Below are 21,609 nucleotides of genomic sequence, written 5' to 3'. Positions count from 1 at the left end.
CACAAGAGACTATTCCATCGTGAAAGTTGGATCAGGCGTGCAACGGAAACGGCTGGTAGCTTAGGCGAAAAAACGCACCAACACGGTACAGAATTTCCCTACTTTCGCACCAAAAGGCTGAGTTTTTGTACGGGCCGTGGCAAAAAACAGGATATGAAATTGGCGCATAAATAGATTTTTTCATTTAATTACAAAGAGATAAGAAAATAAACTCCATTATGGCACGCTCAGTGCATGCATCGTTGCATACAACAGCCAGATTCTAAATCACTGTATTCCCCCTCTATCAAAAGACAAGGAAATCAACGATGCCAACTCACCGCACGCGACTGCTGACCACATCAACTCTTTCACCTACTCGTCGCTCAGTTGGGAATTACCCATTGGCTGCTGCTCCGACCATTCCCCAGAAATTTGTTCTCGGGCTCGTCCTGAGCATATCCCTAGGCACAGCAGCCCAGGCTGCCGACTGGAGTGATACTTCACTGAGCTGGCGCTATGGCACCAAGTTCGCCGAACCCTATGAAGGCAATGATATCTCTAAAAATATCCTGAACTTCAGCCACGTCAGTGGCTTCAAGTACGGTACCAACTTCTTCAGCATCGATGCGCTGTTCTCCGATAGCAAGGATCCTTCTGGCCCCGATGGTAAGTCAGGCGCTCAGGAGGTCTATGCGGTCTACCGTAATACGCTCGATATCGGCAAGATCATGAACAAGGATCTGAAGGTTGGTGTGGCTAAAGGCTTCGGTATTACCAGCGGTTTCGATTTCAATACGAAAACAGATGCCGGCTATAACTCGAAAAAACGAATGCTTGTCCTCGGCCCAACCGTGATGTTCGATGTGCCAGGCTTCCTCAATGTGAGCCTGTTGGCCCTATGGGAAAGCAATGCACCCTGCAACGATTACACCAATACCTGCGTCTCTCGCTATTCCTATAAGGTTCACCCCATGCTGACTGCCGCTTGGGGTATCCCTATCGGAAACTCCGCTTTCTCCTTCGAGGGATATGCCAACCTGATTGCGCCTAAAGGGAAGGATGAATTCGGCGCTCAAACCAAAACCGAAATCAATATCGATGCCCAAATCATGGCCGATGTCGGCAAGCTGTTCTGGGATAAACCAGGCACCTTCAAGGCCGGCATCGAATATCAGTACTGGAAGAATAAATTCGGTAACGATGCCAACGGACCCGCAGGCTCCGGCGCTTTCGCCAAAACACCCATGGTCCGCGTCGAATACCACTTCTAAAACCCCTCGTCATTCACACATTTCAGAGAGAAAACAAACATGAGCACAATCGATAAATCTCGCCGCAAGGCTCTGGCGCAACTGGGTGGCTCGGCCGCTGCCCTGACCTTGATTTCATTAGGTATTCGCACGGCATCCGCCTCGGAAAAATTCACCATCGGTGCCGTCTATGTCGGTTCACGTGACGACTACGGTTACAACCAGTCGCACGCCGAAGCCGTCGCCGAGATAAAGAAATTACCCTACATCAAAGTAGTGGAAGAAGAGCGCGTCCCCGAGACCATCGCTGTGCAAAAGTCCATGCAAGCAATGATCGAGCAGGATAATGCCAAACTGGTTTTTGCCACTTCATTTGGCTATTTCGATCCCTATGTCCTCAAACTCGGAGCGCAATATCCCAAAATTCGATTTGCCCATTGTGGCGGCCTATGGACCCCCAAAGACCCTAAGAATACCGGCAGTTTCTTCGGTTACATTGATGAATGCGAATACCTGAGCGGTGTGGTCGCTGCGCACGTCAGCAAAAGTAAAAAACTCGGCTTCATTGCGGCCAAGCCGATCCCGCAGGTATTGCGCAATATCAACTCGTTCACGATGGGCGCTCAGTCGGTCGATCCCTCGTTCACGACCCATGTGATCTTCACGGGTGACTGGTCCATGCCGGTCAAGGAAGCGGAAAGCGCCAACAGCCTGATCGATCAGGGCTGCGACGTCGTGACCTGTCACGTTGATAGCCCGAAAGTCATCATCGAAACCGCCGAAAAGCGTGGTGTGTACTGCACCGGCTACCACGTCGATCAATCTTCATTGGCACCAAACGGATACCTCACCGGCGCCGAGTGGGTCTGGGCGACACCCTACAAGATGCTTGTAGATGCCGCCCACGAAGGCAAGCCGATGCTCAATTTCCTGCGAGGTGGTCTAAAGGAAGGGTTCGTCAAGATGAGCCCCTACGGCAAAGCCGTGCCCGAAAAGGCGAAGACAACCGCCGATGCCATCAAGGCCGAGATGCTGACAGGGGACTATGTGATCTTCAAGGGGCCGCTCAAGGACAACAACGGAAAAACCGTGATTCCAGAGGGGGTAAGCCAAGGCCAGCGTGATGTCGCTTTAGAGGGGATGAATTACCTTGTGGCAGGTGTCGTCGGCCAGATCTGACAGACGCCCGTCGGTTGCTTGCACGGGCAACCTAGTCCGGCCACCAGATTTATCAACCTCAAGTTATTCAATCAGGAGAGCCATTCATCATGTTCTCAGGCACAAAGAGGTTTTTGCTGCCCGTCGCGGAGACGCTGCTGGTGCCGACGGGCGCCATACTAGTCGCCATGTTGCTATTTGCAGGCTTTGTCGCGCTAGTCGGACAATCACCGCCGGAGGTCTTCCTGACGTTGTACCAGGGTGGTTTCGGTTCGAGCTTCTCTTTGCAGAACACCCTTGTTCTGGCATCTCCCCTGATTCTTACCGGTCTGGCCGTTGCCATACCGGCACAGGCCGGCATGATCATGATCGGCGGTGAAGGTGCACTGGCACTAGGTGCACTGTTGGCTGGTGTGGTTGGCTACGCGCTTCACGACAGTTCGGCGCTGACGGCGCAAATCGGCATGCTCACCGCTGGTGCACTGACGGGCGCACTTTGGTTCGCGCTGTCCGGCTGGCTGCGCAACTATCGAGGTGTCAACGAAACCATCAGCAGCCTGCTGCTTTCTTACATCGGGATCGCCCTGCTTAACTATTGCATCCAAGGGCCGTTGAAGGATCCGGCCAGCACCAACAAACCGGCGACACAACCCATCGGGGATGCGCACATGATCGGCAATATCCCGGGCTTGGATGTCCATTACGGATTGATTGTCGGCATTGTGTTCGCTCTGGTTATCTGGCTTGTCCTTAAGTACACCACCGTCGGGCTCGCGCTGCGCGCGGTCGGTGGCAATCCCCGTGCCGCTCAAATGGCGGGGTTGAATGTCAATTACTGGGTGGTCGGCGCTGCCGCCGTAGGTGGTGCGGCGGCAGGACTTTCCGGTGCAATCGAAGTGGCGGCCGTGCAGGGAAGCGCTAATTCCGCCGTGGTCGCCGGGTATGGCTTCACTGGCATTCTGGTGGCTTTCATTGCTCGGCAGAACCCGTTCGCAGTCATCCCTGTCGCCATTCTGTTCGGCGGCATCGACGCGGCGGGTGGGATGCTCCAAAGACGCCTGGATATGCCAGATGCAACGGTCATCGTATTTCAGGGAATTTTGTTCGTTGTCATTCTTGCCAGCGACACCTTCCTTGGGCGCTTACGTTTTTTCAAACCAGAGAGTGCCAAATCGGTCATCAAGGGAACAGGATCATGACTGAAGTCACAGAAAGTCTGGGTTGCTGGGGTGTGCCCATCGCGGTAATCGCAGGCGCCATTCGAGCAAGTACGCCATTCTTGTTGGTGAGTCTCGGGGAATGCGTGACGGAAAAATCCGGTCGCATCAATCTGGGCTTGGAAGGCGTGCTGATCATGGGGGCGATGGCCGGGTACGGCGCATCGCTCTATACCGGATCGGCGTGGCTTGGTGTACTTGCGGCGGGATTTGTCGGCGCGATCATGGGCCTGCTCCACGGAATCCTGTGCAGCCTCAAACGCGTCAACGACATCGCCATCGGTATTAGCTTTATGCTGCTCGGCACCGGGTTGGCCTTTTTCCTCGGCAAACCGTTGATTCAACCACAGGCGCCTACCCTGCCGTCCATACCGCTCGGATTTTGGAGCGATTCCGCGCAGATTCAATCCGCGCTGCAGATCAACCCTTTGTTTCTGGTCGGCATTGTACTTGCGATCCTGCTGCACTATGCCTTCCTGCGTACCCGTTGGGGATTGCAGATTCGCATTGTCGGCGATAGCGAAGATGCCGCGCGCGCCATGGGCTTTCGTGTGATTCCGACCCGTATTTTGGCGACCGTATTCGGCGGTTTTCTAGCCGGAGTCGGCGGGTCGTTCCTGTCGCTGTACTACCCGGGAAGCTGGAGTGAAGGGCTGTCTTCCGGCCAAGGCATCATGGCGGTGGCGCTCGTGATCTTCGCGCGCTGGGAGCCTTTGCGCTGCTTGTGGGCTTCATTGCTTTTTGGCGCGGCGGGCGCACTCGGACCCGCGCTCCAGGCGATGGGCTTGACCAGCGGATTCTACCTGCTCAACGCCCTGCCCTACGTACTGACGCTCGGGATTCTGGTACTGACGACATCTCCCGGAAGGAAAATTTCCGGTGCGCCGGGTGAGCTGAGCCTGGTGCGTTAACCATGAAGTACATGAATAACAGGAAGCCTTCACATGAGTAAATTCATTCGCGCCCACCCTTATCTCTGGCCGTTCGATGGCCAGCTCACGCCAAAAAACACGGCGCTCGTGATCATCGACATGCAAATCGACTTTTGCGGCCCGGGCGGCTATGTCAACAGCATGGGCTACGACATCGAATTGACCCGTGCGCCTATTCCCGCCATAGCCCAATTGCTCAATATGGCGCGAGAAAAGGGATTGAAGGTCATCCACACGCGGGAAGGCCATCGGCCCGATCTTTCCGATCTACCCGCGAACAAGCGCTGGCGTTCTCGGCAAATCGGCGCAGGCATCGGTGACTGCGGTCCTTGCGGTCAGGTGCTAGTTCGTGGTCAACCCGGCTGGGAAATCATCCCCGAACTCGCGCCCCTGCCGGGTGAAGTCATCATCGACAAACCCGGCAAAGGCTCATTCTATGCCACTGATCTGGAGTTGATCTTGCACACCTGCGGCATTCGCAATCTCATTCTGACGGGCATCACAACCGATGTCTGCGTACACACCACCCTGCGCGAAGCCAACGATCGCGGCTTTGAATGCCTGCTGGTCGAAGACGCCTGCGCTGCCACGGATATCTCCAATCATCACGCTGCCCTGCACATGGTGGAAATGCAGGGCGGCGTATTCGGCGCCGTCGCGAACAGTGCGGACATCATCCTTGGGTTAGCCTCATGAACACATCGCCCAAAGCATTAAATCTTGATAGATCACCGGTTAGCTCGCATGGTCTGGAATTGGAGATCATCGGCCTGGGCAAACGCTTTGGCGATGTTGTCGCGCTGGACAATGTGTCCCTGCGCATTCCCGCCGGTGGATTCCACGCGTTACTGGGTGAAAACGGCGCCGGAAAATCCACCCTGGTCAAATGTCTAGTCGGTTTTTACACACCCGATACGGGCGATGTACTGATCAATCAACGTGAAGTCAAAATCCCTTCGCCACGGGAAGCGGCGCAACTCGGCATCGGCATGGTCTACCAGCACTTCACCCTCGTACCCGGAATGACCGTGGCTGAAAATCTGGTGATGGCTAAAGGTGCCCTACCCGCACTCATCGACTGGAAGAAGGAGCGCGAGGAGCTGACCGCATTCATCGACACCCTGCCGTTCCGGATACCCCTCGATAAATACGCCAACAGCTTGGCTGCGGGCGAAAAGCAAAAAGTCGAGATCATCAAGCAGCTCTACCTCAAGCGCCGTTTCCTGATTCTCGACGAGCCCACATCGGTACTCACCCCAGACGAGGCCGACGAAGTGCTCGGTTTCGTCAAGAACCTGGCGTCGAGCAAGGCTCTGACCGTACTCATCATCACACACAAGTTCCGGGAAGTAACGGCCTACGCCGATGACGTCACCGTGTTGCGCCGCGGCAAGTTTGCAGGCAGTGGTGCGGTAAAAGATCTGAGTGTCGAACAGATGGCCGAAATGATGGTTGGCGGTGCACTGGGCAAGCAGACGACCATGCGCACGCTTGCGTCTGTCATCCCGGAATACAAACCCAAACTGGTGATCGAAAACCTGTGCGCCCACGGCGATTACGATCAACTTGTACTGGACGGCATTAACCTCAGCGTACGTCCGGGGGAAATCCTGGGGATTGCGGGCGTTTCTGGTAACGGTCAGAAAGAACTGGTCGAAGTACTGATCGGACAACGAAAGAAATCCGCAGGCAAGGTGCTGGTCGATGGTGAACCGTATTCGGGTAAGCGCGCCGAAATCGCACGACACAAGGTCTTTTCCCTGCCCGAAGAACCCCTGCGCAACGGCTGTGTCGCCGGGCTTTCGGTGGCCGAAAACATGGCGCTGCGCAATTACGACCAACCACCGCTCGCTCGCTTCGGCTTCCTGCTCAACCGCAAGGCGCTGAAACAGCAGGCACAACGCTATGTCGAGGCCTTCGGCGTCAAGACGGACGGCATCAATGCCAAGATCAGAACCCTCTCGGGCGGCAACGTCCAGCGGGCGGTGCTGGCACGCGAACTATCGAACCCGGTGAATCTGCTCATCGTGGCCAACCCGGTATTTGGCCTAGACTTCAATGCCGTGGCCGAAACCCACGCCCGGCTTCTGGCCGCACGCGCCAATGGCACGGCCATTTTGCTTGTCAGTGAAGATCTGGACGAATTGCTGGAGCTCGCCGATCGCATCACGGTGATGAGCGAGGGCAAACTGGTCTACGAAACGTCTGCCGAAACCGCCGACCTGCGCGTCATCGGCCACCATATGGCCGGTGGACACCACGATGAACGGGAGGTCGCATGAACATGGATACGTTGCGCGTGGATGCACAACCTTTTGCCTGGCGTTTTCCTCCCGCCCGTACCGCCGTCATCATGATCGACATGCAGCGGGATTTCATTCTGCCCGGCGGTTTCGGCGACACGCTTGGCAACGATGTGGCGCGTCTAAAGCCCGCCGTCACCGCGGCTCTTGAACTGCTCGACTGGTGCCGTGCGCGAAACATGCTCGTGGTCCATACCAAGGAAGCCCATGCGGCAGACTTGTCAGATTGCCCGCTGGCGAAGCGGCTGCGTGGCGACCCGACGCTGCGGATCGGCGATCCGGGTTCGATGGGACGCATTCTGATCGACGGCGAATTCGGTGCGGATTTCGTCGAGGAACTTACTCCTCTGCCCGGCGAAGTTATTATCACCAAACCGGGCAAGGGCGCGTTCTATGCCACCGAACTGGGCGAGATTCTCAAGGCGCACGGTATCACTCACCTGCTGTTCGGCGGCGTCACGACCGAGGTCTGCGTGCAAACCACCATGCGCGAAGCCAACGACCGCGGTTATGAATGCCTGCTGGTCGAAGAAGCAACCGAAAGCTATTTCCCCGAATTCAAACAAGCCACGCTGGCGATGATTCGCGCACAGGGCGGCATCGTCGGCTGGACAGCTACGCTCGAAGCGCTCACCCACGCTACGCCGCAAACGGAATCACAGGAGGTATCCGCCGATGAATCCTGATCCTAAAACCCTCGCAATCGAATCCTATGTCGATGCGGCACTCGAACTGAATCAGATAACGCTGACACCGGAGCTTCGCCTCGATGTCGTCAAGCAGTTCACCCTGCTCCGCCAGATGAAAGCCACGCTGGACAGTCAACCGATATCGATCGACGAAGAACCGTCCAACCTCTATCGCCTATGAGTCAGCTCTCAATGAACACCAGCTTTCCATTCACGGCAACCGAATGCGTCGATGCTTTTACCCGGGGCGACTGCTCGGCCGTTGAAATCGCCGAAGCGACCCTAGCACGGATCGAAATGGTGAACTCGACGCTGAATGCCTTCACGGAAATCACGGCACCGCGGATGCGTAGGGAAGCAGAACTGGTAGACAGCGCCAGGCGGCAGAACCAGCCGCTTGGGCCGCTGGCTGCCGTGCCCTATGCCGTCAAGAATCTGTTCGATGTCGAGGGCATCACCACGCTCGCCGGCGCGAAACTGTACGAGCAGTGTCCACCAGCAAGCCGGGACGCGGATCTGGTCAACAAACTCAACCGGGCAGGTGGTCTTTTGGCAGGCACCCTGAACATGGACGCCTACGCCTACGGATTTACCACCGAAAACAGCCATTACGGCGCCACTCATAATCCGCGCAACACGACACGTTCGGCGGGTGGTTCCTCCGGTGGGACCGGGGCGGCGGTGGCGGCAGGACTGGTGCCGATCGGGCTGGCCAGCGACACCAACGGTTCCATTCGTGTTCCCTCGTCGCTTTGCGGGGTGTTCGGCCTCAAACCCACCTACGGGCGCTTGTCTCGAACCGGTACCCAGATGTTCGTTTCCAGTCTGGATCACCTCGGACCACTTGCGACCACGACGGAAGATCTCGCCCTGGCATACGATGCCCTGCAAGGCTCCGATCCGCTCGATCCTGCCTGTGCCCTGCGTCCCATCGAACCCACCCGACGCGGACTCAATCAAGACATCGACGGCCTGCGCATCGCTCGACTGACCGGCTATTTCGATGAGCATGCCGGCCCGCAAGCCCTTTGGGCAAGCCAGACCGCTGCACGGGTACTGGGCGCTTCACGCGAAATCGAATTGCCCGGTGTCGCAGCGGCTCGGTCCGCGGCGTACCTGATCACCGCATCGGAAAGCGGCGCCCTGTATCAGGATCGCCTGCGCACGCAGATCGATCTATTCGAACCGCTATCGCGGGATCGACTGATCGCCGGTTCGCTGATACCGGCTGCTTGGTATCAACAGGCATTGCGTTATCGGCGCTGGTATCTGGAGCGAGTGATGCATCTGTTCCGTGATGTTGACGTGCTGATCGCCCCCGCCACGCCCATCACCGCGCCCTTGCTTGGACAGCCCAGCTTCACACTCGGCAATCGAGAATTCGCCACTCGACCCAACATGGGCTTGCTGACCCAGCCCATTTCCTTTATCGGTTTGCCGGTTGCCATCGCGCCGCTCTGGCCCGAGGGTGGTCTGCCCATGGGTTTGCAAATTATCGCGCCGCCGTGGCGGGAGGATTTATGCCTGCACGTGGCGCGGGTGCTGGAACAGACCGGCCTAGCCAGTAGCAGAACACCGCGGGGTTGATATGTCAGAAGTCAGGACTACTCAACCCGAAACAATCCATCCAACTAATATCCAATGCGGAGACATCAACCAGTCAACGATTATTGAAGAGGTCCGCGCAGCTTTCAATCAGTACGAACAGGCGCTCATGAAAAATGATCTGGAAGCGTTGGATCGTTTCTTCTGGGCCGACTCACGCGTGATTCGTTTTGGCGCCAACGAAAACCTGTACGGTATTGAAGCCATTCGAGCGTTTCGTCAGGCTCGACCGACGCAAGGACTGGCACGGACACTGCGCGAAACGCACATCACGGCCTTCGGACAGAACTTCGCGATAGCAACCACAGAATTCCTCCGTCCCGGTCAACCCATTGGGCGCCAAACTCAGGTTTGGGTGTGTTTAGCAGAAGGCTGGCGCATCGTTTCCGCCCACGTCAGCGCTCTCCCCTCTGCAATGGCCGAAGTATGACCGCGCACAGCAGACTTAACGCTGGAAGCGAACCTCGGATGGCCGACCGGATAGCGACAGCCGACTGACATTGGGCGGCGACTCGGCGATGACCTGACCACCGCGAATCACGGCCAATCGATTGGCGCGCAGGCGGATGGCGTCAATTGGATCCTGTGCCTGCAAAACCAGCAGATCCGCCCGCGCACCGATGGCGATACCATAGTCCTCAAGGCCGAGGATGCGCGCCGCCCGGGTGGTGACCGCATCGAAGCAATCCCGCATGGCTGACTGACTTGTCATTTGTGCCACGTGTAAGCCCATGTGCGCAACCTCCAGCATGTCGCCGGAGCCCAAGCTGTACCATGGGTCCATCACGCAATCCTGACCGAAGGCGACGTTGATCCCGGCGGCCAGCAGTTCCGGCACCCGCGTCATGCCGCGCCGTTTGGGATAGGTATCGTGCCGCCCCTGCAAGGTGATATTGATCAATGGGTTGGCGATGGCCGAGACCTCGGCCTCGGCCATCAGGGGAATCAATTTGGACACGTAGTAGTTGTCCATCGAGTGCATAGAGGTAAGGTGCGAGCCTGTCACCCGACCCTGCAAGCCCAGTCGTTGCGTGTGATAGGCCAGCGTTTCGATGTGCCGCGACAGGGGATCATCGGACTCGTCGCAGTGCATATCCACCCGCAAACCCCGCTCGGCCGCCAATTCACATAGAATGCGTATCGACTCGGCACCATCCGCCATGGTGCGTTCGAAATGCGGAATGCCGCCGACGACATCGACCCCCATGTCGAGCGCCCGGATCAGGTTCTTCAGCCCGTGTGGCTGGCGCAACAAACCATCCTGGGGGAAAGCGACCAGTTGCAGGTCGATGTAGGGTTTGACGCGCTCACGCACCTCGAGCAGTGCTTCAACGGCGAGTAGTCGCGGATCACTGACATCCACATGCGTGCGGATTGCGAGCAAGCCCTTGGCGACCGCCCAGTCGCAGTAGGTCATTGCACGCTCAATCAACGCCTCCTGAGTCAGCAACGGCTTGAGCTCACCCCAAAGCGCAATGCCTTCGAGCAAGGTGCCGGACTGGTTCACCCGAGGCAGGCCATACGATAGGGTGGCATCCAGATGGAAATGCGCATCGACGAAAGGCGGGCAAACTAACTGCCCAGCTGCGTCGATAGTCTGTTCGGCCTCGGCCGGAAGCTGGGGCTGCATGGCGATGATCCTGCCTTGTGTGACCCCGATATCCATTCCGGTTCGACCATCGGGCAAGGTACTGTTTTTAACAAGTAGGTCAAACATGGCTTTGCGCTCCACAAGGTCGTTATCGGGTACCGAACATGCGGTCGCCCGCATCGCCCAGTCCGGGCACGATGTATCCGTGATCGTTGAGGTATTCGTCGAGTGCAGCAGTAGTAATTTCTACATCCGGATGCGCTTTTTGCAAAGCTTCAACCCCTTCAGGCGCGGCGAGCAGGCACACGAAGCGGATACTTGTTGCCCCGGCGGCCTTGAGCCGGCTGATCGCGGCAATAGCGGAATGCCCCGTGGCCAGCATCGGGTCGACCACCACGATCAGGCGCTCGGCAATATCTGAAGGCATCTTGAAGTAGTATTCGACCGCTTCCAGCGTGTCCGGGTCGCGATACAATCCGATATGCCCGACTCTGGCGGCGGGCATGAAATCCAGAACGCCATCGAGCATGCCATTACCCGCGCGCAAGATCGATGCGACACACAGCTTTTTGCCGCTGATCAGTGGCGAGGACATCTGCGTGAGTGGGGTCGAAATCTGTACCTTGGTCGTTGGCAGATCACGGGTGACTTCGTAGGCCAACACCTGGCTTATTTCACGTAGCAATCGCCGAAAGTTCTCAGTGGTGGTTTCGCGCATCCGCATCAAGGTCAGCTTGTGCTGCACGAGTGGGTGGTCGATCACGCGCAATGAATCATTGTTCATTGGGAGCCTCTTGGTCGTTATTCCGCCAGAAATCCCGATGCACTTGCCGCGTTTCTTCGATCAATTCCTCGACCGGCCCGATCAACACAACCGGTTTCTGGCCATGGGCATACACATAATGGGAGGACACGCTCATGGTCGGGTTCTCATGATGATTGCCCGTTTCTGCCAGCAGCTGCTCTTCGGTCATGGCAAACACGACACGGCCGATATTGGCCCAATACGCCGTACCCGCACACATGCAACAGGGCTCGACCGCGGTGTAAAGCGTGCATTGCCACAGAAATTCAGGCGAATAGTTGGTGGCGGCAACCCGAGCCAGAGTGGATTCGGCGTGATTAACGGTGTCGATATTGCACTGTTCGAGCAACACCATTTCATGATCCGGCCCGACCAGCAAGGCGCCGAAGGGATGCCGACCCAGATCGAGCGCCCTCAATGCAATCTCATTAGAACGACGAAGATGGTGCAGAATCTGTGTGCGGGTCGGCTCGGTTCTTACAGGGTGAAGAGATTCGATGTTCATAAAATCCCCGCCCGGCGCAACATGCCGTGGCTAATTAGGTTGTGTTTCTTGATGAGGTTAGGCAAATCCACGCCGATCAATTGATGGTTGTCCACCACGACGCGCCCGTTGATGACCGAGAGCCAGACCGTGCCCGGTGCACAGGTCAAAAGGGCGGCAACCCGATCACCCAAAGCCCCGGCATGGCCGAAGTCATCCACCCGGAAGGCCACCACATCGGCAGCCTTGCCCGTTTCCAAGCTGCCGATGTCATCACGCCCCAGCACGCGTGCGCCGCCGAGTGTCGCCAATTCCAGTGCTTCGCGGGCCGAAAAGCGATCGGCACTCGATTCGAATCCGGGCCAGCCGACACGTTGCAGCAACATGGCCTGACGCGCTTCGCCCAGCAGATGGTTGCCGTCGTTACTGGCAGAACCATCCACGCCCAACCCAACACGCACGCCGCGATCCACCATTTTGCGGACCGGCGCGATGCCCGAGGCGAGGATCATATTGCTGCTGGCGCAATGGCACACGCCGCTGCACTGATGCGCCATGCGGTCGATGTCTGCATCGCTGGGATGGACCATGTGGGCAAACCAAACATCCGGCCCGACCCACTCGACCGATTCGGCATAATCCAGTGGGCGCTTGCCGAATTTTTCAAGGCAAAACCGCTCCTCATCCAGCGTTTCCGCCAGATGGGTATGCAGGCCGACCTTCTCATAGGTACGGGCCAAACGGGCACTTTCACGCATCAGATCGCCCGTCACGCTGAAGGGCGAGCATGGCGCCAGACCAATACGCAACATTGAACGCGGGGCGGGGTCATGGAAGGTCTCGATCACGCGCTGGCTGTCTTCCAGAATATCCTTCTCGCACTGCACCACCCGATCCGGTGGCAAGCCACCCTGACTCTGTCCGAGGCTCATGCTGCCGCGTGTGGGATGAAAACGCACCCCCATTGCCTGCGCGGCGACGATCTCGTCGTCCAAACGTGAGCCGTTAGGGAACAAATACAGGTGGTCGGCTACCGTCGTGGCGCCAGAGAGAATCAACTCAGCCAGACCGACCTGTGTGCTGACATGAATCGCCTCTGGGTTCATTTCTGCCCAGACGGGATAGAGCATCTTCAACCAGTCGAACAACGCGTAACCCCGACCAGTGCCAATGGCGCGCGTGAGCGTCTGATACAGATGGTGGTGGCAATTGACCAATCCCGGCAGAACCACGCAACCACTGGCGTTGATGGTGCGATGGGGTTGACGTATCAGCGGGTCTTCGGTGATCCAGAGATCAATCGCCGCAGCCGTGCCCACCTTCAGAATCGCATCACCTTCGATCAGCACGCTGCCCTGTAAGATTTCCTCACGCTCGGCATTCATGGTGACCACCACGTCGGCGTCACGTATTAATAACCGCTCTGCCATGTCATCCTCTTTTTTGGTTAATCCGTGCGCGCACCGAAGTTATGCACGCGGATAAAAGCTCACACCCAGCGACATCGGCTGGTTGAGCAAAATAGTTTTCGGATTACGGCTAATCAGGACCAGCACCACGATGGTCACGATATACGGCAGCATGGCAAGAATCTGCGACGGCACATGGATGCCCATGCCCTGACCGTAAAATTGCATCACCGTCACGGCTCCGAACAGGTAAGCGCCCACCATCACCCGCATCGGTTTCCAGGTGGCAAAAACCACCAGTGCTAGCGCGATCCAGCCCCGCCCTGCCGTCATGCCTTCCACCCACATCGGGGTCACGGCAAGCGAAAGATACGCCCCGGCAATACCGCTCATCGCGCCGCCGAACAGAATCGCGAAATAACGAATACGGATCACGGGATAACCGATGGCATGAGCGGAAACCGGTGATTCACCGACGGCACGGACGATCAATCCCCATCGCGACGACTTGAAGAACCAGATCAAGGCGAACAACAAGACGAACGAGCCATAAACCGCAAGGTCATAGTGGAACAGTAGAGGGCCCAGCACGGGGATCTCACTTAGATAGGGAATCGTGACCGGCGTCAAGCCAGTGATCGACATGCCCACATACGCTTTGCCAATGAAGGCACTTAAGCCCGCACCAAACAGAGTCAACGCTAGGCCCGTCGCTACCTGATTAGTTTGTAGATGCTGAGTGAGCACGGCGAAGATCAAGGCCATCGCCATACCGCCCAGCATGCCGCAGAAAAATCCGAACGCCAAGCTACCGGAATCCTTTGCTACCGCGAATCCGATCACCGCACCGAGGAGCATCATGCCCTCGACTCCAAGATTCAACACGCCCGCACGCTCGGTGACCAGCTCACCAAATGCCGCAAAAGCCAACGGCGTTGCCGCTGTCACGACACTGACAAGAATGAGGATGATTTGCTCGGTACTCATGTGATATCTCCTTCGGGTTCCGGTGGGGGCGCCATAGGTTTACGTGCGTCACTCGGATCAGGCTTTAACCGGTAGTGAATAAAAATATCGGCGGCCAACAGGTAGAACAGCAATAATCCCTGGAACAATCCGGTAATGGCCGAAGGCAGGTTCAAATCCATCTGCGCCGTATCGCCACCAAGGTAAAGCAGGGACAGCAGCAAGCTCGCCAAAAGGACGCCCAATGGATGTAGGCGACCTACATAAGCAACGATGATTGCGGCGAATCCATAACCGGGCGAAATGGTGGGTTGTAACTGGCCGATCGGCCCTGCGACCTCGGCCATGCCAGCAAAACCAGCCAGACCGCCACTGATCAGAAGCGCAAACCAAACATTACGCTTCTCGCTGAACCCGGCGTAACGCGCCGCATCGGGTGCTTGCCCGCTGACTTCCATTCGGAATCCGGCAAACATCTTGAAGGAGAAGAACCAGGAAACGGCCACCAGCACCAAAGCAACAATAAAGGACCAATTCACCCGGAAACCCTCGATCAACGCCGGTACGGTTTCAGCATCAGTGAACATCTTCGATTGCGGGAAGTTAAAGCCCTCTGGATCACGCCATGGACCCTGAACCAGATAACCAAGGAATAACTGCGCCACATACACCAGCATCAAGGTGACCAAAATTTCGTTGGTGTTAAAACGGGTGCGCAGAAAGGCGGGAATCGCGGCCCAGGCCATACCCCCCAGAACACCGGCCAGCATCATCAACGGCAACACCCAGATGGCTTCCGTGTTGTAGAAATACAGTGCGACGCCGCCAGCGGCGATGGCCCCCATCGTGAACTGACCTTCGGCACCAATATTGAACACCCGTGCACGAAAACCGATGGCTAGCCCAACCCCGCAGAGAATCAACGGTGTTGATTTCAGCAACCACTCACTGACACCGTAGGACGTGGTCAGTGGCTTAATGAAAAATACCCAGAAGGCCTGCAGAGGATCTTTGCCCATGATGCTGAACAGAATGTAGCCTGTCACCAGCATCAAGAGCGCCGCAATCAAGGGCGAAGCGAACATCATCGCCCGCGAGGGCAGGGGCCTGCGTTCCAATCTAGGCATGCTGCACCTCCTCGACCTTGGCCTCTTCAAACGCGCCACTCATCCAGAGGCCGATTTTCTCCACGGAGGTATCGGCGGCGGGAATGGCAGGCGACAACCGACCATCAGCAATCACGGCGATGCGGTCGCAAATCATGAACAGTTCTTCAAGTTCCTCGGAGACTACGAGCACGGCCACGCCCTCGTTGCGCAGATCAATCAACGCCTGCCGGATGATCTGTGCTGCCCCCACGTCCACCCCCCAGGTCGGCTGCGCCACGATCATCACCTTCGGCCGCTGGGCTATTTCCCGCCCGACAATGAATTTTTGCAAATTCCCACCCGAAAGGCTGTTGGCCAGAGCCTCAGCACCACCGCACTTCACATTGAACCGGGCGATGACATCCTGCGCGAAGGCCTGAACTTTAGGGTAAGAAATCAGGCCGTTGTTGACCAGGCCATCGCCAGTACCCGATGTCAGCAGGGCATTGAGCCGCAAACTCATCGACGGCACGGCGCCCCGGCCCAGCCGTTCTTCGGGCACGAACCGCAAACCTAAATCGCGCCGCTGTCCGGCTGAAAGTCGATCGGCTGCCACACCACAAATCGTCGTCATAGCGCCCTTAAGCATGGGTTGCTCACCCGATAGCGCCGCCATCAATTCTTTCTGACCATTACCTGAAATGCCGGCAATCCCCACGATCTCGCCACTGCGCACGTCGAGGTTGATGTTTTTCAATGGGGTGCCGAACGGGTCGATTGTAGACAGGTTGAGTTGTTTCACGCTCAATCGGGTTTCTGCAGGGACCTGTGGCGCCATCTGGCATTCCGGTAGACTGCGACCGATCATCATCTGCGCCAGCGATTCGCGGGTTTCCTCACTCGGAATCGCAGTTCCGGTCACTCGGCCACCCCGTAGAATGGTCGCCTTGTCGCAAAGCGTTTGGATTTCGTCGAGCTTATGGCTGATATACAGGATGCTGCAGCCCTCAGAAGCGAGGCGGCGGAGTGTTTCGAACAGTTTCAAAACCGCTTGGGGCGTCAACACCGAAGTTGGCTCATCCATGATCAGCAGGCGGGGATTATTCAGAAGACAGCGTACAATCTCGACACGCTGACGTTCACCCACTGACATGCTGTGGATCAGTCGGTGCGGATCAATCGGCAAGCCGTACTGCTCGGACACCTCCGTGATGCGCTGCGCCAGCTCATAGGGCGCAATGGCCGAATCCAACGCTAGGGAGATGTTTTCGGCAACAGTAAGCGTTTCGAACAGCGAGAAATGTTGGAACACCATTCCGATTCCGATTTTCCGAGCCTCGGCTGGCGACTCGATGGACACTTCCCGGTTATCCCAGAGCACGGAACCGGAATCAGGCTTAGTCACACCATAGATGATTTTCATCAGGGTGCTTTTGCCCGCGCCGTTCTCACCCAGTACGGCATGAATCTCGCCGGGCCGAACGAGCAGGTTTACGTCCTGATTGGCAACTACAGAAGGATAAGCCTTGGTAATGCCAACTAACTCTAGGCGTGAAAGTCTTGTTGGGGTATCTATGTTCACTCAACTCTCCTTCTCAAGGACATACTTAAGGGCTTATCGAAAACCATCCCTGGCGGCAGGGCCCGTCAGTCAGGAACCAATTTGGCTACACGTATACAGGCGATCTTGATCAGTTCATCAATCGCAATAACAAACTCGACCGATGGATCGTTCTTCATGCGCAATTCAAGTAACTGCATGATTTCCTGCTTATCAAGACCGGTCACGGCCACCACGAATGGGAAGCCCATCTTCTGCTCGTAATCCACATTGTCCTTTTCGAATTGCGCGAACTCGTCTGCAGTCAGTGCATGCAGCCCGGCCTGACTTTGCTCGGACGATGAAAAGCCCTGAATCCGAACCCCGGAACCGAGTTTCGGGTGATGGATCAGGGCGGAACGCTTTTCTGCCGCATCAGCCGAACGGACGATTTCGGCGATCTTCTGGTTCAGATCATCGTGATTGGCAAAAGGACGGGACGCTGCCAACCGATCGATTGCCCACTCGGCGTGTTCCAGAAGCGGCTTGAAGTCAGCGACGAACGCTTCGGCCGAAAGTCCGTTAATCTTTACAATGGTCATCGACATGGGTGGTTTTCCGTCCAATGCCGGGCGATTTCATCACGACGGCACACCCAGACATCCGGCTGCGCCAACACATACTGGATGAATCGCTTCAGGGCCATCAACCGTCCGGGACGCCCGGAAATACGGCAGTGCAGACCGATGGACATCATCTTCGGCGTGTCCAGGCCTTCGGCATAGAGCACATCGAAACTATCTTTCAGATAAGTAAAAAACTGATCGCCCGAGTTGAAACCCTGCGCTGTAAGAAAACGCATGTCATTGGAATCAAGCGTATAGGGCACGATCAGATGCGGTTTGCCCGCGCCCGGCACCCAATACGGCAGATCGTCCGCGTAAGAATCCGAATCATAAAGGGGCTTGGCTTCTTCTAGCAGGATCGAGCGCGTCCAAGCCGTATCGCGCCCGATATACCAACCAGCGGGTTCGCACCCGATCATGCTTTTATGAATCTCGATTGCCCGGCGAATATGCGCCCGCTCGACATCGGGTGTGACTGATTGATAGTCGATCCAGCGATAACCGTGGCTGGCGATTTCCCAGTTTGACTCGAGCATTGCCTCGAGCGCATCAGGGTTTTGCTCAATCGCTCGGCCCACCGCAAAAACTGTCGCCGGTATGCCGAACTCGCCGAACAAGCGATGTAACCGCCAGAGTCCTGCACGCGAACCATATTCATATAAAGATTCGAGGCTCATGTGACGCAACCCAACACGAGGGGTGGCATTGATGACATCGGATAAAAACGCTTCCGAGGCTGGATCGCCCTCAAGAATGCAGTTTTCACCACCTTCTTCGTAATTGATGACAAATTGCACAGCGATTCGCGCCCCATGCGGCCAAGCCACCTGTGGCGGTATCTGACCGTAACCGATCAGATCACGCGGATAGCCGTCACTCACGACCGAGTTGATGATCTGACTTCGGGCTTGGCTCATGGCTTGGCTCCTGGCTTGTATTGCTTGATCCATGCACCGATAAGGGCCCGTTCAGCTTCGGTCATGTGCGTCACGTTGCCGAGCGGCATGGCGTGTGACGCCACCGCTTGCGCGTATATTGCATCACGGTATTTCTCTATGTCTGCTTTCGACGCCAGTGAAACCCCGTTGGGCGGGGCGTTGAATCCGGGGAAGGTTGGTTTCTGGGCATGACAGACAATGCAATGCGTCTGCATAACCTGATAAACCGCATCGAAGCTGACTTGCTCCGTGTTTGCCTGCGCCACAGTCGGTTTGGGTGCTGTAAACCAGACGGCAAAGGCAATCAAGAAAAGAGGAATCACCAGGAACAGGAAGTTCTTGCGCCCCCGGTTTTTAAGGTTGAAGAAATGCCGGATCAAAATACCCGCTAGCGAAATCATGATAAGCAGCAACCAGACATGCTCGTTCGCGAAGGCGATCGGGTAGTGCGCGGCGATCATGATGAACAGGACCGGCAAGGTGAAGTAGTTATTGTGCAGAGAACGGATGAACCCTCGATGCCCAAAATCGCCATCCGGCGGCACACCCGCTTGCATGGCCTTAACCATCTTTTTTTGCGAGGGGATGATCACGAAAAAGACATTAGCCACCATGATGGTGCCAATCACCGCGCCGACATGGATAAAGGCCGCTTTCGCGCTCAGGACATGGAATGCACCCAAAGCGTAAAGCGCGATAAGACCGAAGATCAGGGCGAAAAATGCCAGACCGTTCTCAACCAGTTTCGTTTTGCACAAGGCATCGTAGATCAGCCACATGCCAACAATCGAACCAACAGCAGAAATCAGCGCGATCTGGGGCGAGATATCTGCGACAGTTGAATCGACAAGATAGAGCGACGGAGCGCGGTAAAAAACGAGAACCAGCAAGGCAACACCGGTGATCAGAGTGAAATACGCCTCCCACTTGAACCAGTGCAGCAATTCCGGCAGTTTGGCGGGCGCGACTTCAAATTTTTCCACATGGTAGAAGCCGCCACCGTGAACCGCCCACAAATCACCTGCAACACCGGGGGTCAGATCGCCTTTACCACGCTCCAAATGCCCTTCCAGCCAGTTGAAATAGAACGAGGCACCGATCCATGCAATACCGACGATGAGGTGCGCCCATTTGGTCATCAGAACCAGCCATTCGAGCATGTAGGAATCCATAATTCACCCTCATGGCCGATTGATTTTCAGGAAATCACGACCTGTCTACTTCAAGTATTCTGTACAAATCCGTCTCTATATTCTGTTTGCCAAAATACAGGTTGTCCTCGATATGCTGCAGATGCTCATGCATCATGCTTTCTGCAATGTCACCCGGCCCGTTCACCATCACATCGACCAAGGCCGAGTGATCGACGCAGGCGCAACCGCCGGAACCCGACAGGTTGTACTGCGCCACAATCAGCGAAGTTCGGGCAATCATCTTTTTACCCATCTCGGCCAACGGTTTGTTGTTGGCAATATCGGCTATGTAAAAGTGGAAATCGATGGACTTTCTAAGTCCTCTGGCCCGGTTCCCACCCATGAAATAGCGGTTCTCTTCGCGCACCATCGCATTCAGCGTTTCTTCCTGAAACGTGGTTAGCTTGCCTGCCACCTTCCGAATCAGGGCACCTTCCACAATCCGTCTCGCCTCAAAATATTGAGGAACATCTTCAGGCTCAGTCGTTGTAACGATCGCACCGATGTTGGGCTTGATATCCACCACGCCCTCGTAAGAAAGCCGCAGTAGCGCCCGCCGAACAACTGTGCGACTGACCGAGAAAATATCGGCTAGCGATATTTCGGTAAGCCTCGCCCCAGGTTGCAGCTTTTGCTCGATGATGACGTCGAACAAACGCTCATAAACGATGCCTTCCTGACTTTTCGACCCTTTGGATTTTTCCACATAACCCCCTTGCGACAGAGTGTACTCAATCCAAAAATCATTGAAATTCAATATTCATCTGGATTGTATACAATTTGAATCTTAGTGTGCAATTTATTTTAGTTTTTTCCGTTCGAAACTGTGAACAAGATTTTCTACCCCCTTAAGAGCATGCTGAAGAGCATTGGCTTACATTTATTTCTGGTCGGATCATTTCGGCGGTAAATCAGTAACTAATAGAATTTCCACCGAAAACGACCATTGGCCAATCATTCGATATTTTGTAAACAATTTTACAGGGGAACGGCTGACAAAGTGTAAAAAATCAAGATTGAAGGAACAACGGCGAGGACACATGGAGCACGTCTTACCCATTCTCATACCCTCAACCATCAAGGCTGGATTCAGCCACCGCGAATCGCCCGAAAAAGCCAGCGCCCTACAATCGCAGCCCGCCACGGCGATGCTTGATTCTTTTCAGCAGGGTCAAACTCTCAACGCTCAATATGTCTTCTCGACTGAACACCTGCTCTCGCACAAATTCATGCAACCGTTCGTAAGTATCGGTCAGTGCATGTACATGCAGGCTCTTCATATCGCTCATGATATACAGGCTCGCAATCTCTGGCTGGTCCGCCAACTCTTGAGCCACTCGTTCAATACCCTGTGGTGCCACCTTGATATCAAGGAAGGTTGAAACGGTTTTCCCCAACTTCTCCGGGTTGATCACGGCGGCGAACTGCTCGATTACCCCCTCTTCCTGCAATGCATTAACACGATCTCGGACATGAGCACGCGTCACCCCCAACCGTCGCGCTATTTCAGCAAAAGACATCCGCCCGTTCTTGATAAGCAAACTCACAATTTCGGTATCCAGACGATTCATAAGCCCTCCAAACGGCCAGTCATGGCCCCAATGCACAACAACGGGGCAATGCCATACAAAAACAATGCAAATCTATTAAAAGTGCTGTATTAGCACGGATAAGCAATCTTCTTACCATACAATTGAACGAAATTGAAAATTACAGTTTACAAACGATCAAATATCGCAAATTTTAATTGGGGTTTTGTTTGGTATTACGCACCGAAAAAAACGTATTACCAACAAAAAACCAATTCCAAACAATATGATTCAATAACTTATG

Annotated in this window: 22 protein-coding genes; 10 read left to right on the top strand and 12 right to left on the bottom strand. The window is 55.7% G+C overall.

Annotated elements, in window-relative coordinates:
* Positions 1–308 precede the first annotated feature (308 nt).
* From HNEAP_RS04330 to hpxZ, 10 genes are all read left to right on the top strand, one after another.
* Entirely contained in the window at positions 309–1,253 is a 945-nt protein-coding gene (locus HNEAP_RS04330; protein ID WP_012823735.1) for a hypothetical protein, read from the top strand.
* A gap of 39 nt (positions 1,254–1,292) precedes the next feature.
* A complete protein-coding gene (locus HNEAP_RS04325; protein ID WP_012823734.1) occupies positions 1,293–2,411 on the top strand; it encodes a BMP family ABC transporter substrate-binding protein in 1,119 nt (372 codons plus the stop codon).
* Between the two features lie 89 nt (positions 2,412–2,500).
* Positions 2,501–3,589 carry an ABC transporter permease gene (locus tag HNEAP_RS04320; protein WP_012823733.1) on the top strand — a complete coding sequence of 363 codons (1,089 nt, stop codon included), beginning with the start codon at positions 2,501–2,503 and terminating at the stop codon, positions 3,587–3,589.
* Positions 3,586–4,518 (top strand): ABC transporter permease, encoded by a 933-nt coding sequence (locus HNEAP_RS04315; protein ID WP_012823732.1) that lies wholly within the window; start codon positions 3,586–3,588, stop codon positions 4,516–4,518. Before HNEAP_RS04320 ends, HNEAP_RS04315 begins: the two co-directional genes overlap by 4 nt.
* A gap of 33 nt (positions 4,519–4,551) precedes the next feature.
* Positions 4,552–5,235: a biuret amidohydrolase gene (biuH, locus tag HNEAP_RS04310; protein ID WP_012823731.1), complete on the top strand. Its 684-nt coding sequence runs from the start codon at positions 4,552–4,554 to the stop codon at positions 5,233–5,235.
* A complete protein-coding gene (locus tag HNEAP_RS04305) occupies positions 5,232–6,821 on the top strand; it encodes an ABC transporter ATP-binding protein (protein WP_012823730.1) in 1,590 nt (529 codons plus the stop codon). Before biuH ends, HNEAP_RS04305 begins: the two co-directional genes overlap by 4 nt.
* Positions 6,818–7,528 carry a cysteine hydrolase family protein gene (locus tag HNEAP_RS04300; protein WP_012823729.1) on the top strand — a complete coding sequence of 237 codons (711 nt, stop codon included), beginning with the start codon at positions 6,818–6,820 and terminating at the stop codon, positions 7,526–7,528. Before HNEAP_RS04305 ends, HNEAP_RS04300 begins: the two co-directional genes overlap by 4 nt.
* Positions 7,518–7,712 carry an AtzG-like protein gene (locus HNEAP_RS04295; protein WP_012823728.1) on the top strand — a complete coding sequence of 65 codons (195 nt, stop codon included), beginning with the start codon at positions 7,518–7,520 and terminating at the stop codon, positions 7,710–7,712. The genes HNEAP_RS04300 and HNEAP_RS04295 overlap by 11 nt, the downstream gene beginning before the upstream one ends.
* Positions 7,713–7,723: 11 nt before the next feature.
* Positions 7,724–9,118, top strand: a complete 1,395-nt coding sequence (locus tag HNEAP_RS04290) for an AtzE family amidohydrolase (RefSeq protein WP_012823727.1) — start codon at positions 7,724–7,726, stop codon at positions 9,116–9,118.
* A gap of 1 nt (position 9,119) precedes the next feature.
* Positions 9,120–9,566, top strand: a complete 447-nt coding sequence (gene hpxZ, locus HNEAP_RS04285; protein ID WP_012823726.1) for an oxalurate catabolism protein HpxZ — start codon at positions 9,120–9,122, stop codon at positions 9,564–9,566.
* Between the two features lie 15 nt (positions 9,567–9,581).
* Here the strand turns inward: hpxZ and HNEAP_RS04280 are convergent, their stop codons facing one another.
* From HNEAP_RS04280 to HNEAP_RS04225, 12 genes are all read right to left on the bottom strand, one after another.
* The gene (locus HNEAP_RS04280) at positions 9,582–10,853 is read right to left on the bottom strand and encodes an amidohydrolase family protein (RefSeq protein WP_012823725.1); all 1,272 of its coding nucleotides are present in this window, start codon (positions 10,851–10,853) and stop codon (positions 9,582–9,584) included.
* Between the two features lie 22 nt (positions 10,854–10,875).
* The gene (gene upp / locus HNEAP_RS04275; protein ID WP_012823724.1) at positions 10,876–11,511 is read right to left on the bottom strand and encodes a uracil phosphoribosyltransferase; all 636 of its coding nucleotides are present in this window, start codon (positions 11,509–11,511) and stop codon (positions 10,876–10,878) included.
* Positions 11,501–12,037 carry a nucleoside deaminase gene (locus HNEAP_RS04270; RefSeq protein WP_012823723.1) on the bottom strand — a complete coding sequence of 179 codons (537 nt, stop codon included), beginning with the start codon at positions 12,035–12,037 and terminating at the stop codon, positions 11,501–11,503. Before HNEAP_RS04270 ends, upp begins: the two co-directional genes overlap by 11 nt.
* Positions 12,034–13,446, bottom strand: coding sequence for an 8-oxoguanine deaminase (locus tag HNEAP_RS04265; RefSeq protein ID WP_012823722.1), 1,413 nt, complete (start codon positions 13,444–13,446; stop codon positions 12,034–12,036). Before HNEAP_RS04265 ends, HNEAP_RS04270 begins: the two co-directional genes overlap by 4 nt.
* A gap of 39 nt (positions 13,447–13,485) precedes the next feature.
* Positions 13,486–14,412 (bottom strand): ABC transporter permease, encoded by a 927-nt coding sequence (locus HNEAP_RS04260; RefSeq protein WP_012823721.1) that lies wholly within the window; start codon positions 14,410–14,412, stop codon positions 13,486–13,488.
* Positions 14,409–15,518, bottom strand: coding sequence for an ABC transporter permease (locus HNEAP_RS04255; protein ID WP_012823720.1), 1,110 nt, complete (start codon positions 15,516–15,518; stop codon positions 14,409–14,411). The genes HNEAP_RS04260 and HNEAP_RS04255 overlap by 4 nt, the downstream gene beginning before the upstream one ends.
* A complete protein-coding gene (locus HNEAP_RS04250) occupies positions 15,511–17,061 on the bottom strand; it encodes an ABC transporter ATP-binding protein (RefSeq protein ID WP_012823719.1) in 1,551 nt (516 codons plus the stop codon). Before HNEAP_RS04250 ends, HNEAP_RS04255 begins: the two co-directional genes overlap by 8 nt.
* Before the next feature lie 65 nt (positions 17,062–17,126).
* Entirely contained in the window at positions 17,127–17,627 is a 501-nt protein-coding gene (gene uraD, locus HNEAP_RS04245) for a 2-oxo-4-hydroxy-4-carboxy-5-ureidoimidazoline decarboxylase (protein ID WP_012823718.1), read from the bottom strand.
* Positions 17,618–18,562, bottom strand: coding sequence for an allantoinase PuuE (gene puuE, locus HNEAP_RS04240; protein ID WP_012823717.1), 945 nt, complete (start codon positions 18,560–18,562; stop codon positions 17,618–17,620). Before puuE ends, uraD begins: the two co-directional genes overlap by 10 nt.
* Entirely contained in the window at positions 18,559–19,755 is a 1,197-nt protein-coding gene (locus HNEAP_RS04235; RefSeq protein ID WP_012823716.1) for a urate hydroxylase PuuD, read from the bottom strand. The genes puuE and HNEAP_RS04235 overlap by 4 nt, the downstream gene beginning before the upstream one ends.
* Positions 19,756–19,789: 34 nt before the next feature.
* Positions 19,790–20,482: a GntR family transcriptional regulator gene (locus HNEAP_RS04230; RefSeq protein ID WP_133484575.1), complete on the bottom strand. Its 693-nt coding sequence runs from the start codon at positions 20,480–20,482 to the stop codon at positions 19,790–19,792.
* A 418-nt stretch (positions 20,483–20,900) separates the two neighbouring features.
* Positions 20,901–21,347 carry an Lrp/AsnC family transcriptional regulator gene (locus HNEAP_RS04225; protein WP_012823714.1) on the bottom strand — a complete coding sequence of 149 codons (447 nt, stop codon included), beginning with the start codon at positions 21,345–21,347 and terminating at the stop codon, positions 20,901–20,903.
* Positions 21,348–21,609: the final 262 nt, after the last annotated feature.

It is taken from the genome of Halothiobacillus neapolitanus c2 (genome assembly GCF_000024765.1).
Lineage (GTDB): Bacteria > Pseudomonadota > Gammaproteobacteria > Halothiobacillales > Halothiobacillaceae > Halothiobacillus > Halothiobacillus neapolitanus.
This window is presented reverse-complemented; position numbering and strand designations above follow the sequence as displayed.

Bases quoted from the DNA above. Each gene is read 5' to 3' on its own strand.
- HNEAP_RS04235 (WP_012823716.1), bottom strand. From the start codon at position 19,755: ATGGATTCCTACATGCTCGAATGGCTGGTTCTGATGACCAAATGGGCG.
- biuH (WP_012823731.1), top strand. From the start codon at position 4,552: ATGAGTAAATTCATTCGCGCCCACCCTTATCTCTGGCCGTTCGATGGC.
- uraD (WP_012823718.1), bottom strand. From the start codon at position 17,627: ATGTCGATGACCATTGTAAAGATTAACGGACTTTCGGCCGAAGCGTTC.
- HNEAP_RS04295 (WP_012823728.1), top strand. From the start codon at position 7,518: ATGAATCCTGATCCTAAAACCCTCGCAATCGAATCCTATGTCGATGCG.
- HNEAP_RS04290 (WP_012823727.1), top strand. From the start codon at position 7,724: ATGAACACCAGCTTTCCATTCACGGCAACCGAATGCGTCGATGCTTTT.
- HNEAP_RS04305 (WP_012823730.1), top strand. From the start codon at position 5,232: ATGAACACATCGCCCAAAGCATTAAATCTTGATAGATCACCGGTTAGC.
- HNEAP_RS04270 (WP_012823723.1), bottom strand. From the start codon at position 12,037: ATGAACATCGAATCTCTTCACCCTGTAAGAACCGAGCCGACCCGCACA.
- HNEAP_RS04325 (WP_012823734.1), top strand. From the start codon at position 1,293: ATGAGCACAATCGATAAATCTCGCCGCAAGGCTCTGGCGCAACTGGGT.
- HNEAP_RS04260 (WP_012823721.1), bottom strand. From the start codon at position 14,412: ATGAGTACCGAGCAAATCATCCTCATTCTTGTCAGTGTCGTGACAGCG.
- HNEAP_RS04280 (WP_012823725.1), bottom strand. From the start codon at position 10,853: ATGTTTGACCTACTTGTTAAAAACAGTACCTTGCCCGATGGTCGAACC.
- HNEAP_RS04315 (WP_012823732.1), top strand. From the start codon at position 3,586: ATGACTGAAGTCACAGAAAGTCTGGGTTGCTGGGGTGTGCCCATCGCG.
- puuE (WP_012823717.1), bottom strand. From the start codon at position 18,562: ATGAGCCAAGCCCGAAGTCAGATCATCAACTCGGTCGTGAGTGACGGC.
- HNEAP_RS04300 (WP_012823729.1), top strand. From the start codon at position 6,818: ATGAACATGGATACGTTGCGCGTGGATGCACAACCTTTTGCCTGGCGT.
- hpxZ (WP_012823726.1), top strand. From the start codon at position 9,120: ATGTCAGAAGTCAGGACTACTCAACCCGAAACAATCCATCCAACTAAT.
- HNEAP_RS04265 (WP_012823722.1), bottom strand. From the start codon at position 13,446: ATGGCAGAGCGGTTATTAATACGTGACGCCGACGTGGTGGTCACCATG.
- HNEAP_RS04255 (WP_012823720.1), bottom strand. From the start codon at position 15,518: ATGCCTAGATTGGAACGCAGGCCCCTGCCCTCGCGGGCGATGATGTTC.
- upp (WP_012823724.1), bottom strand. From the start codon at position 11,511: ATGAACAATGATTCATTGCGCGTGATCGACCACCCACTCGTGCAGCAC.
- HNEAP_RS04330 (WP_012823735.1), top strand. From the start codon at position 309: ATGCCAACTCACCGCACGCGACTGCTGACCACATCAACTCTTTCACCT.
- HNEAP_RS04320 (WP_012823733.1), top strand. From the start codon at position 2,501: ATGTTCTCAGGCACAAAGAGGTTTTTGCTGCCCGTCGCGGAGACGCTG.
- HNEAP_RS04225 (WP_012823714.1), bottom strand. From the start codon at position 21,347: ATGAATCGTCTGGATACCGAAATTGTGAGTTTGCTTATCAAGAACGGG.